This window comes from Silvimonas iriomotensis (assembly GCF_014645535.1).
In the GTDB taxonomy this organism is placed as follows: domain Bacteria; phylum Pseudomonadota; class Gammaproteobacteria; order Burkholderiales; family Chitinibacteraceae; genus Silvimonas; species Silvimonas iriomotensis.
Genome location: NZ_BMLX01000002.1, coordinates 226,098 through 237,766 on the forward strand (window position 1 = coordinate 226,098; position 11,669 = coordinate 237,766).

13 protein-coding genes are annotated in these 11,669 nt (G+C 60.7%); 7 read left to right on the forward strand and 6 right to left on the reverse strand.

What is annotated here, in order from left to right; translation table 11 throughout:
* Positions 1-30: 30 nt before the first annotated feature.
* Positions 31-1,182, reverse strand: a complete 1,152-nt coding sequence (gene zapE / locus IEX57_RS07515) for a cell division protein ZapE (RefSeq protein WP_188703671.1) — start codon at positions 1,180-1,182, stop codon at positions 31-33.
* Between the two features lie 133 nt (positions 1,183-1,315).
* Here zapE and IEX57_RS07520 point away from each other — a divergent pair, with 133 nt between their 5' ends.
* Complete coding sequence (locus IEX57_RS07520) at positions 1,316-1,804, forward strand: hypothetical protein (RefSeq protein ID WP_188703672.1); 489 nt, start codon at positions 1,316-1,318, stop codon at positions 1,802-1,804.
* Between the two features lie 71 nt (positions 1,805-1,875).
* Positions 1,876-2,604 (forward strand): DUF3025 domain-containing protein, encoded by a 729-nt coding sequence (locus IEX57_RS07525; RefSeq protein ID WP_188703673.1) that lies wholly within the window; start codon positions 1,876-1,878, stop codon positions 2,602-2,604.
* 3 nt (positions 2,605-2,607) lie between these two features.
* Here IEX57_RS07525 and IEX57_RS07530 read toward each other — a convergent pair whose 3' ends face one another.
* Complete coding sequence (locus IEX57_RS07530) at positions 2,608-3,204, reverse strand: TetR/AcrR family transcriptional regulator (protein WP_188703674.1); 597 nt, start codon at positions 3,202-3,204, stop codon at positions 2,608-2,610.
* Between the two features lie 128 nt (positions 3,205-3,332).
* Between IEX57_RS07530 and IEX57_RS07535 the strand changes: the two genes are divergently transcribed.
* Together IEX57_RS07535 and IEX57_RS07540 are read left to right on the forward strand one after the other, a co-directional pair.
* Positions 3,333-4,625, forward strand: a complete 1,293-nt coding sequence (locus IEX57_RS07535) for an alkaline phosphatase family protein (RefSeq protein WP_229708910.1) — start codon at positions 3,333-3,335, stop codon at positions 4,623-4,625.
* 76 nt (positions 4,626-4,701) lie between these two features.
* A complete protein-coding gene (locus IEX57_RS07540) occupies positions 4,702-5,982 on the forward strand; it encodes a cytochrome-c peroxidase (protein WP_188703675.1) in 1,281 nt (426 codons plus the stop codon).
* 294 nt (positions 5,983-6,276) lie between these two features.
* On the opposite strand, the gene IEX57_RS07545 is transcribed toward IEX57_RS07540, so the two are convergent.
* Positions 6,277-6,879: a peroxiredoxin gene (locus IEX57_RS07545; protein WP_188703676.1), complete on the reverse strand. Its 603-nt coding sequence runs from the start codon at positions 6,877-6,879 to the stop codon at positions 6,277-6,279.
* Between the two features lie 291 nt (positions 6,880-7,170).
* Between IEX57_RS07545 and IEX57_RS07550 the strand changes: the two genes are divergently transcribed.
* From IEX57_RS07550 to IEX57_RS07560, 3 genes are all read left to right on the forward strand, one after another.
* The gene (locus IEX57_RS07550) at positions 7,171-8,058 is read left to right on the forward strand and encodes a transporter substrate-binding domain-containing protein (protein WP_188703677.1); all 888 of its coding nucleotides are present in this window, start codon (positions 7,171-7,173) and stop codon (positions 8,056-8,058) included.
* A gap of 134 nt (positions 8,059-8,192) precedes the next feature.
* Complete coding sequence (locus IEX57_RS07555) at positions 8,193-9,224, forward strand: FecCD family ABC transporter permease (RefSeq protein WP_229708911.1); 1,032 nt, start codon at positions 8,193-8,195, stop codon at positions 9,222-9,224.
* Positions 9,221-10,006, forward strand: a complete 786-nt coding sequence (locus tag IEX57_RS07560) for a heme ABC transporter ATP-binding protein (protein WP_188703678.1) — start codon at positions 9,221-9,223, stop codon at positions 10,004-10,006. Before IEX57_RS07555 ends, IEX57_RS07560 begins: the two co-directional genes overlap by 4 nt.
* Here IEX57_RS07560 and IEX57_RS07565 read toward each other — a convergent pair.
* The 3 genes from IEX57_RS07565 to IEX57_RS07575 are packed head-to-tail and all read right to left on the reverse strand — an operon-like array spanning position 9,937 to position 11,533.
* Positions 9,937-10,395: a protein YgfX gene (locus tag IEX57_RS07565; protein ID WP_188703679.1), complete on the reverse strand. Its 459-nt coding sequence runs from the start codon at positions 10,393-10,395 to the stop codon at positions 9,937-9,939. The two genes, IEX57_RS07560 and IEX57_RS07565, sit on opposite strands and share 70 nt — an antisense overlap.
* A gap of 28 nt (positions 10,396-10,423) precedes the next feature.
* Positions 10,424-11,137 carry an SIMPL domain-containing protein gene (locus IEX57_RS07570; protein ID WP_188703680.1) on the reverse strand — a complete coding sequence of 238 codons (714 nt, stop codon included), beginning with the start codon at positions 11,135-11,137 and terminating at the stop codon, positions 10,424-10,426.
* 36 nt (positions 11,138-11,173) lie between these two features.
* Positions 11,174-11,533, reverse strand: coding sequence for a hypothetical protein (locus IEX57_RS07575; RefSeq protein WP_188703681.1), 360 nt, complete (start codon positions 11,531-11,533; stop codon positions 11,174-11,176).
* Between the last annotated feature and the right edge of the window lie 136 nt (positions 11,534-11,669).

Consider the following 11,669-nt stretch of genomic DNA (forward strand, 5'->3'; position numbering starts at 1 on the left):
GTCAGGGCTGGCAGTATCGTGTAGTCGGTTTCAGGTCTCTACCAAACCGGCCAGCGATTCCAGGATGGGTTGATGCGGCAAGGCCAGATATTCCAGCGTCTGCATTTCAGTCAGCCGGCTGACGGTGCGGAAAAACTCGCTCGATTGCACGCCATCCACATACAGCGCTTCGGCCGGTACATCAGCAGAGATGATCAGTTTGACGCGGTGGTCATAGAATACATCTACCAGCCAGGTAAACCGCCGCGCTTCTGAGGCCTGACGCGCTTCCAGCGCCGGAATGCCGCTGACAATGACGGTGTGATACTTGCGGGCGATATCCAGGTAATCGGCCTGGCCGCGCTGATCGCCGCAAATCTTGAAGAAATCAAACCACACCACGCCCGGCGCGCGCCTGCGACAGCTGATATTGCGCCCGGCCACCGTGATGGTTCTGGCCTGATCCGGGCCCGTGGCCACCTGGGTAAACAGGGTATCGAGTTCTGCATCCACCTCCGGCGTGACCGGGGTGATATAGGTGCGCGCCGCAGACAAGGCGCGCAAGCGGTGATCCTGACCGCCATCCAGGTTGAACACATCCAGCTGTTTCTTGATGAGCTCAATGGTGGGCAGGAAATTGATGCGCTGCAGCCCGTTGGGGTAAAGCCCGTCGGGCGGGTAGTTGGAGGTGGCGATCAGCACCACGCCGCGCTGGAACAGGTTTTCCAGCAGCCGCCCCAGGATCATGGCATCAGCAATGTCAGAGACATGAAACTCGTCAAAACACAGTACGCGCACGCTGCGGGCGATTTTCTCTGCCACTTTGACTAGCGGGTCGGTCTCGCTTTTGAGCGTGGCCAGTTCGCGCTGGACATCCTGCATGAACTGGTGAAAGTGGATGCGTTTTTTGCGGGTATAGGGCAACCCGGCAAAAAAGGCATCCATCAAAAAGCTTTTACCGCGCCCCACCCCGCCCCAGAACCACACGCCTCGCGGCACCTGGGGTTGCGGCAGCAGGGTTTTGCCAAACAAGCGGTGGCGTTTGCGTTTGAACTCCACCAGTTCCTGATACAACTGCTCCAGCCGGCCAATGGCCGCGGTCTGGGCGGCGTCTTCAATAAAGCCGGGCTGATGACGAACCGAGTCATACCAGGTTTGCGGGCTGGTGCCGCTTTGCGGCGGAGAGATCACATGCGCGGACATGAGCGTCTTGTTAGTAGTCACGATAAGCGTGTGAGGCCCATTATACGGAGGCCGCGCCCGTGTGACATGGTGCCCTTCCCGCATCATGGCATTGGGCTAGAATGGTTGCCCTTGCAAAGATGTCATCCGGCTCATGAAACCACTGATCACCACGCTGTTGTTAGTCGCTAGCTGTGCCGTCCTGCCTCTGGCGCAGGCCGATACCGGCGCCCTGACCGTGCGCTTTACCAGCCCGTTGTGGAATGGCGCCAGCGTGCCGCCCGGCCAGCAATGCGCCAGACTGGGTGGCTCTGCCGCCACCCCGGGCCTGAACGTGTTTGACCTGCCGGCCGGCACGGCCTTTTTGCAGGTGGAGTTCTCAGAGCGTGGCGGGCTGGATAACGGTGGCATGGGCCGCTTGCAATACGTTGCAGCCAAAGGCGCGGGCAGCGCGCAGATTCCCAGCGTGCCGGCGCAGGGCCCGTTGCCGGCCGGCCTCAAATCTCTGGGCGCGCGCGATGGCAGCATCTACAGCGCGCCCTGCGTGAAGGGCAACCACTATTATCTGACCGTGAAAGCGCTGGCTGCAGACGGTGCCCGCACGCTGGCCGAAGGCCGCCTGGATATGGGGCGACTGCCCTGACCCGCGCAGCGATTGGCGCACTGGCGCCCTGCTGGCCGCACCCGCAGTTTGCTCATCCGGCACTCTCGCCGGTGCAACAGTGGCTATCCGGGTTTGCGCAGTTTCCGGATCACCCGGCGTGGGCCGCGCTGCCTGATCGCCCCGCGACCCGGTCCGGTCAGCAGGTAAGCTTTGTGCCGTCTGAATCGCTGACCGATTACTACGAAACCGAAATCCATCTGCGCGGCCGCGTGGCCACCCGTAGCGAGAACTGGCACGACCTCTTCAATGCCCTGATCTGGCTGCGTTTTCCGCGCACCAAAGCTGCGCTCAATGCCCTGCATTACCGGCAGATGGGCCAGAGTGCCAAAGGCCAGCGCGGCCCGGTGCGCGATGCCGCGACGCTGTTTGATGAATGTGGGCTGATTGTGCCGTACTGCAACCCGGCGTTGATCGACCTGCTGCGGCAGCATCAATGGCGTGATCTGTTCGTCACCCATCGCGCGCAATGGCAGCACGAGATTGCAGCAGTCTGTTTTGGCCATGCCAATCTGGAAGCCTTGCTGGACCCGTTTCCCGGCCTGACTGGCAAATGCTGGCCGGTTGAAGTCACGCCAGACTGGTTCAGCCTGCCCGATGCCGCGCGCTGGGCCTGGCTGGATGAGCATCTGGCCCGGGGCCTGGATGCCGATGAACTGCAAACGCCGCGCCAGTTACCGCCGCTACCGTATCTGGGTGTGCCTGGCTGGTGGCCTCAGCAAGATGACGCTTTCTACGCCGATACCGGCTATTTCCGCCCGGCCCGGCACCGGCCAGCCTGAGGCTTAAGCCAGATCGCCCGGCCGGCGGGCAAAGCGCTCACGCAGGCCTTCTGGCAACGGCCATTTGCTCATCACCCATTGCATGGCCGCCGCCAGTTTGGCGCGGTCAAAATCCCCGCTGAAAATATGCAGGCTGGCGCCGTGCAGCAACAAGCGGCAGGCCAGCAGATCGGGCTCCAGCTCCTGCCCGGGTTCCAGCCGGAAAATACGCTCGTCCATCCTGTGCAAGATCGGGTTAAGCCGCTCGCCCAGACGGCTGTCGCCGCGCGCCGCCATCCACAATTCCAGCAGCGCCAGCGAGTCAGTCTGCGTATGGCCGCCCGCAAACGCAAACAGCCCCAGATAAATGCGCTCACGCGGGCTGGTCACGCCGGTTGAATCAATCTTGGCGACTTCAATCTCGACAATCTCGGCCAGTAGCACTGGCAAAAGATCCAGCAATCCTTCCGGAAAGTGGTAACGCAAAGCGCCTCGCGTTACCCCCGCGTGCTCGCAGACACGCGCCTCGCCCAACCGGGCATATCCCTGTTCGATCAGGAGCTTGCGTGTTGCATCAAGCAACAACTGGCGGGTAGCACTGGAACGTGACTGATTTTGCATTTCGCCATTCTATCCGGGCGTCATGAATTTGCCACTTAACAAAAAATACATACTTGTATGTTTTCATGCATGCGGCAAAAACCGTCATGGACGGGACATTGCCGCCTCAATAACAATCAGGAAAGATAATGAAAACAACATGGAACAAATGGCTGGCCGGCTTGCTCGGCTCGGTCATCGTGATGGGAGCCATGGTGGGCTGTAACAGCAGCAGTGACAGCACGAACGTCGCTGCACCAACCCCGACACCAACACCGGCCCCGTCGATCCACAGCATCCGCCACGTCTGGGTGCTGACCCTGGAGAACGAGAACTACAGCACGACTTTTGCCGCCAGCAGCCCGGCGTTATACCTGTCGCAAACCCTGCCTACCCAGGGCGCGCTGGTACAGCAGTACTACGGCACCGGCCACGTCAGCCTGGATAACTACATCGCCATGATTTCGGGCCAGGCTGGCAACACCCAGACCAACACCGATTGCCAGACCTTCAGCGAATTCGTGCAGACCGGCACCGATGCAGACGGCCAGGCCATTGGCCAGGGTTGCGTTTACCCTGCCACCATCAAGACCTTGCCGGATCAGCTCAAGGCCGCTGGCCTGACCTGGCACGGCTATATGGAAGACATGGGCAATGACCCGACTCGGGAAAGCGCCACCTGCGGTCACCCGCAAATCGGTACGCAAGACATGACCCAGTCGCCGGAAGCTTCCGGCCCTTCCGCTGTCAACGGTGACCAGTACGCTACCCGTCACAACCCGTTCATGTACTTCCACTCGATCATCGATTCGGCGGATTGTGCAACGAACGTGACCAGCCTGGCGCAGATGGAAAACGATCTGAAGTCGATCAGCACCACGGCCAACTTCAACTTCATCACCCCGAACCTGTGTAACGACGGCCACGATTCCGGCTGCGTCACCGGCGAACCGGGCGGCCTGATTTCAGCCGATGCGTTCCTGAAGAAGTGGGTGCCGATCATCATGGCTTCCCCGGCCTTCCAGCAAGACGGTCTGTTGATCATCAACTTTGACGAGAGTTCTGCGGCAAGTGGCGGCTCCCCGGTCATGACCAGTGCCACCACAGGGACGCTGAACGCGGTCTACACCGGTGCAACCTGCTGCGGCCAGAAACCGGGCCCGAACCTGGCGTCCTACCCGCAGACGGTTTCCATGGGCTCCTACGTCACCCATGGCATCACGTTCCAGGTCAACATTACCTACAACAACTTCGGTGGTGATCAGACCGGTGCGGTCATGCTGTCCCCGTTCATCAAGGGCGGCACGGTCAGCACGGTGGGCTACAACCATTACTCCCTGCTGCGCAGTATTGAAGACATCTTCAATCTGGGACACCTGGGCTATGCCGGCCAGGCGGGTCTGACCAGCTTCGGCAGCGACATCATCAATAACCTGCACTAAGTCTTCACTGGCTGCAGATGCAGCGGCCGCGTCTTGATGGGCGCGGTCGCTGCTTTTTCATATCAAAAGAATAATCATGACTTCGACTTCCCGACGCTTCACGCTGGCTACGCTGGCCCTGGCCGGTCTGATCGGCACCACTGCCCTGTTCGTCCACGCCGCAACACCGGCACCCGCCAAACCTGCCCAGGTCAACAAATGGCCCGGCTCGGTGGATCTGGGTCGCGCACTGTTTTTTGATCGTGGCCTGTCTGCCTCTGGTCAGATGGCATGCGCCACCTGCCATGACCCGGGCCATGCCTTCGCCCCGGCCAATGGTCTGGCGACCCAGCTGGGCGGGCCAGACATGAAGCATCAGGGGCTGCGCGCAGCACCATCGCTGCGCTATGTGCTCAATCGCAGCCAGGCCTGGCACGTGGAAACCCCGTCGTCGTTGATGGAAAGACTGGAAGCCCAGGAGTTGCCCCCAACGGGCGGGCTGACCTGGGATGGCCGGTTTGACCGGCTGGAAGATCAGGCGGCTTTTCCGCTTTTGAATGCAGATGAAATGGCCAATGCCTCCGCCGCTGATTTTGCGGCGCGCTTGCGTCACAGCCCGAACGCCGCAGCATTTCGCCAGGTATTCGGTGACAAGATTCTGGCCAGTGATACCGATGCGCTGCATTACGCGGGTATCGCGCTGGCGCAATATCAATTGAATGATGCCGCTTTCCATCCGTACTCCAGCAAGTTCGATGCGTGGATGGATGGCAAGACACAACTGACTGCGCAAGAACTGCGCGGCAAGCAGCTGTTTGATGATCCCAAGAGCGGCAATTGCGCGTCTTGCCACTTTGATATCAAGGGCGCCAATGGTGCGCATCCGCTGTTCACGGATTACCAGTTTGAAGTGCTGGGGGTGCCACGCAACCCGGAACTGGCCGCCAACAAGAACCCGCATTTCTTCGACATGGGTTTGTGTGGCCCCATCCGCAAGGATCAAGCGGCAGAGAAACAGTATTGCGGCATGTTCCGCACCCCTACCCTGCGTAACGTCGCCACGCGCGGTTCGTTCTTCCACAACGGCCGCTTTCACGATCTGAAAACCGCATTGCAGTTCTATGTGCAACGCGACACCCATCCGCAGCGCTGGTATCCGGTCAAGAACGGCAAGGTTGCCAAGTTTGATGACTTGCCCGCCAACCTGCGCGGCAATGTCGATACCAATGACGAACCGCTCACCCGCAAAAAGGGTGGCAAACCGGCCTGGAACGACCAGCAGATTGATGACGTGATCGCATTTTTGAAAACCTTGAACGACGCCGACACCACGACCATCACCGAAGCGGCTGCCGGCAAGCCACGTCACGGCGGCTAAAGCGCGCCACACCCGCCTGACAGAATACCGGGCAGGATCACGACACGGGCACTATGCTCACAAATGCAACTGTCGTATCCGGTTCTGGTGATTCGGGGCGGGTTTGCCGGGGGGCGATCCGCATTCACGCAGGTCTTTGACTGCGTTCTGGCCAGCAAGGGTGGTATTGGTGCTGGCCGGGTCACGATGGGGATTACGCCATGGCAGCACTCTGGAAAATAAAAAGGCGCCGCAATGCGGCGCCCTGGACGACGGCAGCAAAGCCACCGTCGCATGTTGTAACCAGACCTGTGGTTACAGCGAAGCAGCGTGAGAAGCCAGATAGTCAGCCACGCCCTTCGGGTCAGCCTTCATACCTGCCTGGCCCTTGTTCCAGCCAGCCGGGCAAACTTCGCCGTGTTCTTCAGTGAACTGCAGGGCATCAACCAGACGGATGTATTCGTCAACGTTACGGCCCAGCGGCAGGTCATTGATGTACTGGTGACGCACCACGCCTTCGCGGTCGATCAGGAACGTGCCGCGGAAAGCGACGCCGTCAGCCGATTCAACATCGTAGGCCTTGGCGATTTCGTGCTTGGTGTCGGCCACCAGGGTGTAGCCAACCGGGCCGATACCGCCCTTGTCGACCGGGGTGTTACGCCATGCGTTGTGGGTGAACTGGCTGTCGATGGACACGCCGATCACTTCCACATTGCGGGACTTGAACTCGTTCAGGCGGTGGTCGAACGCGATCAGTTCGGACGGGCAGACGAAGGTGAAGTCCAGCGGGTAGAAGAACACCAGGGTGTATTTGCCCTTGGTTGCTTCTTTCAGGTTGTAGCCATCAACGATTTCGCCGTTGCCCAGTACAGCGGATGCGGTGAAGTCGGGAGCTTGTTTGCCAACGAGAACTGCCATGAGAATCTCCTTTAAATGGTCTGTTGCGTGAACCCGCTGACGATAGTTGCCAGAGCAACAGGCTGTCAAATCGGGAAAGTTCATGCAGCTGATAGGCAGCGCCTATCAGTCAGCTTCAATCAAACCAGGTTTGTCGGCCTTTTCTGACTGTTTGATCCGCGCCAGGTTAACGCGCGATTGTTGTCGTTTTCTTACGGGCTTGCCATGATAAGCGCTTGCGAATGCAATGATCGCGATCACCGAGCCAGCCTGCCATGACGGGCGGCCACCCACAGAGAGGAGCCTGCCCGTATGTCGTTCTCGTCCAGCCGTCGTCATATTGTGCTTGCCGCATTTGCGGCGCTGACACTGGGCTCTGGCCTGGCCCGTGCCGCCGAGCCCATCACCATCCTGACCCAGCAAGATGTCTACAACGATTATCAGCGTTTTGTCGGCAAGCGCAACCCGCTGACGCTGACGCATTTTGGTGGCGAGGGCTCGCGCCGGGATGTGGTGGAACTGGTGCTGGTGCAGCAGGCGCTGGCGCAAGGCGGCCTCAGCCGCCCGGTCAAGCTGGTGAAGGTGGATAACAACAGCGACTCCTACACCCGTTATCTGAAAGAGATCCTCTCCGGCAACGCCACGATGGGCGGCAACAGCGCCTGGCAGGTGGACCTGAAATCCATTGATGACAAGGTCTATATCAGCTCGCCGCTGATCCGTTCCGGTGAATTTGAAGCGGGATTGTATACCTCGCCCGACAACAAAAAAGCGCTGGCTGCCCGCAGTATCGAAGAGGTCCGCGGCCTGACCGCCGTAGTGGCCGATAGCTGGAAACCCGACGTCGCCACGCTGGAAAGCCTCAAGCTCAAGCAGCTTCTGCAAACGCAAAGCTGGGATTCCATGGTCGGCATGGTTGAAAAAGGACGTGCCGACGTGCTGCTGGCACCTTTCCAGCCCACGCCGGACATGTCCCTGAAACTGGGTGACTACACGCTGGTGCCCATTCCGCAAGTGAAGGTGGGTCTGGCCGGCAGCCGCCATCTGTTTGTCAGCCGGCTGGCGCCACACGGGGCAGAAACCTACGACGCACTGGAAAAAGGGCTGGCCAAACTGCGCGCCAAGGGCCTGATCGAACAGGCGTATCGTGAATCAGGCTTTTTCAATACCCGCACGCAAGACTGGAAAAAGATCAACTGACGGATACGGCTGGGTATCTGCCTGAAAAATCCGGCGCCTTGCCGGATTTTTCGTTGCTGCGGCCGCTTTCAGCCATACTGGCAAGATCAAACCCTTCCCAATCATCCGCCCGGTGCCGCTGATTTGCGTTTACCATGCGCAGCGTGAAAAACCTCAACCCCATCGCCCCAGCCCGACAACCCGCCCTGACCACCATCTGCACGATGCTGGCCGTGGTGCTTGTCTTGCTGGTGCTGATCGCCAGCAGCAGCGGCAGCGTCGACATTCCGTGGTCCGCCCTGCCGCGCGCCCTGTTTGCCGCACCGGTCACGCCTGACGAACAACTGTGGCAGAGCATCTTGCGGGATGTGCGTTTGCCCAGGGTGATCTTTGCCGCACTGTGCGGGGGTGGCCTTGCAGTGGCGGGCGCCGCCATGCAGGCGCTGTTTCGCAACCCGCTGGCAGAACCGGGGCTGGTGGGGATTTCCGCTGGCGGCGCGCTGGGCGCGGTCAGCGCCATTGTGTTTGGTGCCAGCAGCTTCGGGCTGATTGCCGTAGCCGCGTTTGCCGGCAGTTTGCTGGCCTTGTTTGCCGCATGGCAGATCGGGCGGCGCAGTCGTGCCGTGGCCGGCTTGTTGCTGGCCGGCGTCGCCATCAACGCCATTTGCGGCAGCCTGACCGCCTTGTGTACCTGGCAAGCCACCGATGCCCAATTGCGTTCGCTCACCTTCTGGAGTCTGGGCAGTCTGGCTGGCGGCAACTGGTTGCTGCTGGCCTTGCTCGGACCATGGACACTGTTGATCTCGGCGCTTTTGCTGCGGGAGTGGCGGGGCATGAACGCGCTCTTGCTGGGCGAGCGGGAAGCCGGCCACCTGGGCTTTGCCATCCGCGCCTTGCAACGGCGGCTGATCATCATGGTGGCCCTGCTGGTCGGGCCGCTGGTGGCGGCCTGCGGCACCATCGCGTTTGTCGGCCTTGTGGTGCCGCATATGGTGCGATTGACGCTGGGCGCGCGCCATCAGTTATTGCTGCCGGCCTCGCTGTTGAGCGGCGCCATTGCGCTGGTACTGGCGGACTGGGCGGCCCGCACGCTGGCCATTCCGTCCGAGATTCCCATCGGCATCGTCACCAGTCTGGCGGGTGGCCCGTTCTTTTTGTGGTTGCTGGCCCGCTGGAGCAAGGCATGATCCAGATCGATCAACTGTCCTGCCAGCGGGAAGGTCGCGTGGTCATTGATCAGTTGTCGCTCAGCGTCGCTACTGGCGAAGTGCTGGGCGTACTGGGTGCCAACGGCGCCGGCAAATCATCACTGCTGGCAGCGGTTGCGGGTGATCTCCCGCCAGGTAGCGGCAGCATCCGGCTTGCAGGGCAGCCGCTGCCGCGACTGCGTCAGCGCCAGCTTGCCCGGCAACGCGCCTTGCTGCCGCAAACCTCGGCGCTGGAATTTGATCTGCCGGTCCCGGAAGTCGTGGCCATGGGCGCTTACCCGTTTGATGAACTCACCGCCACGGTCATCGAACAACTGGTCGCAGACGCCCTGATGCGGGCTGATGCGGCCGATCTGGCCGGCCGTCATTACGCAGGTTTGTCTGGTGGCGAACAGCAGCGGGTGCAATTTGCCCGCGTCTTGTTGCAAACGCTGGCCGCCTGCCAGGTCAGCGGCAGCGCCGTGTTATTGCTGGATGAACCCACGGCCAGCCTGGACCCGCGCCATCAGCACGGCTTACTGGCCGCGGTGCGCGCACTGGCCGCAGAGCACCCCATTGCGGTACTGACCGTGTTGCACGACGTCAATCTGGCCGCGCGCTGGTGTGATCGCCTGCTATTGCTCAAACAAGGCCAGCAAGTGGCCCAGGGCACGCCGGGCGAAGTCTTGCAGGCAGAGACACTGCATTCGGTTTACGACATGTCGGCGCGCGTGCTGGCCGATCCGGATGACCCCGGGCGCTTGTTGATCCTGTTCGGTTGACCCGCACCCCAGCGCAGGCGTGCGCTCAACTGGCGAAAGTCATCGGCCGCCATGCAGTCCGGCCACAGCACCAATGCCCGCCAGCGACGCTGCTTGCCCACGCGCAGATGCAACACAATCAAATGCGCGCAGACCAGCGTGGTCGGCAAGACCTCCGCCATCTCGGCCTCGCCCTTTCCCCATTGCACACGCAGCCCGGTCGGGCCCAGCATGAACACACCCTGTTGTGGTCCGCGCCGCCGTGCCCGGATCGACCATGCCAGATAAGCCAGGACCAGCGCCATGGCCGGGGCAGACCACGGCCACGGAAGCGCTGCGGCGCACAGCAGCGCCAGCAAACCCATCAACAAAAACAGGCAGAGCGCCACGCGCCCTGCCTGCCAGGTCATTGATACACCAGACACATCGCGCCCGGGTTTACTGCACTTGAATGCTGCCGGAGACCGTCACCGACACCTTGCTCTCGCCGCCTTCAATCGACGTGGGTGCCGGCGCGGCATCAGCCGACATGGCAGCCTTCATCATCATCGGGCGCGGCATTGGCGGTTCAAACGCTTGCGTATTCACGTTCATGTTGACCGTGCGCCAGCCGGTGCCTTCCATGCTGCGCTGGATCAGTTCGGCACGCTGGCGAAACGCCTTCACGCTTTCCTGGATCAAACCGTCTTCGGCAGCCTTGCGTGACTCGTCCGAGACCCCATAGTGTATCCCCGCCAGTTGCATGGACTGGCCGTTGGACAAGGGTTGCTGCAATTGGGTCAGCAAGCGGGAAAACGCCGCGAAATCACGGCTGGTCAGACGCAGCTCGCCACGACCACGCCAACCGTCCTGATGGTTGGTTTTGCTGTTGTAAACGGGATAAGTGGTGTAGCCGGTGCCGGCCGATTGCACGGTGGTGAACTGGCGGCTCAGCCGGATGGCTGCGGCCAGGGTCTGGTTCACCTTGTCAGCCAGTTGGGCGGGATCGTTGTTGTTGATCTCGACATACAGCGTGGCGGTAGCCAGATCGTTGCTGACTTCCTTGCTGGAGCTGGCCTCCAGGTTCACCACGTTGTAGTTAAGCGACTCGGCATGAGCCAGAACGGAACCGGTCAGGCCTGCAATCGCAATAGCCAGTGCAAATCGGCGCATGTATTTCTCCTTGTGCGCCGATCATGCCGGCGCTTTTCAGTGATAGTTATGGTCTGAGGGCGTGTTGTGAATGTCTTCGGACACGCTGTCCATCACGCCCATGTGGATCTCGACATCAAACCATTCCCAGAACAGTTTGAGCGTGCGGTTCTGCGGCCACAGGGCTTCGTCTTCCACCCACGACGCAAGTTCCATCTCAAACAAACGTTCTGCCAGGTCATCAATATAAGAAATGCCGTCTTCGGGCTCGGTGACCTCGGGGATCATGATCACCGTGCAATCGCTGCGCACGTCTGCCAGCGACAATACGATATCGTTGCCAGGCAAGGCATTGAGCCAGTCCAGGAAATCTTGCTTCGGGCGAATCAGTGCGGCCGAACGGTCGACAATAAACATAAAACCAGTACTCCTTGATAGTGCGCTCTGCCATGAACCCCATGTCAGCGCTTGCTGACAAAATGTGGTCTGGCTCACAGGTGCGGCAAGGGTAACACGCAGATGCCCTGAACACGTTACATCCACGTTCAGGGCA

Coding starts and splice junctions, on each gene's coding strand:
- zapE (WP_188703671.1), bottom strand. CDS start 1,182: ATGTCCGCGCATGTGATCTCTCCGCCGCAAAGCGGCACCAGCCCGCAA.
- IEX57_RS07520 (WP_188703672.1), top strand. CDS start 1,316: ATGAAACCACTGATCACCACGCTGTTGTTAGTCGCTAGCTGTGCCGTC.
- IEX57_RS07530 (WP_188703674.1), bottom strand. CDS start 3,204: ATGCAAAATCAGTCACGTTCCAGTGCTACCCGCCAGTTGTTGCTTGAT.
- IEX57_RS07535 (WP_229708910.1), top strand. CDS start 3,333: ATGAAAACAACATGGAACAAATGGCTGGCCGGCTTGCTCGGCTCGGTC.
- IEX57_RS07540 (WP_188703675.1), top strand. CDS start 4,702: ATGACTTCGACTTCCCGACGCTTCACGCTGGCTACGCTGGCCCTGGCC.
- IEX57_RS07545 (WP_188703676.1), bottom strand. CDS start 6,879: ATGGCAGTTCTCGTTGGCAAACAAGCTCCCGACTTCACCGCATCCGCT.
- IEX57_RS07550 (WP_188703677.1), top strand. CDS start 7,171: ATGTCGTTCTCGTCCAGCCGTCGTCATATTGTGCTTGCCGCATTTGCG.
- IEX57_RS07555 (WP_229708911.1), top strand. CDS start 8,193: ATGCGCAGCGTGAAAAACCTCAACCCCATCGCCCCAGCCCGACAACCC.
- IEX57_RS07560 (WP_188703678.1), top strand. CDS start 9,221: ATGATCCAGATCGATCAACTGTCCTGCCAGCGGGAAGGTCGCGTGGTC.
- IEX57_RS07565 (WP_188703679.1), bottom strand. CDS start 10,395: ATGACCTGGCAGGCAGGGCGCGTGGCGCTCTGCCTGTTTTTGTTGATG.
- IEX57_RS07570 (WP_188703680.1), bottom strand. CDS start 11,137: ATGCGCCGATTTGCACTGGCTATTGCGATTGCAGGCCTGACCGGTTCC.
- IEX57_RS07575 (WP_188703681.1), bottom strand. CDS start 11,533: ATGTTTATTGTCGACCGTTCGGCCGCACTGATTCGCCCGAAGCAAGAT.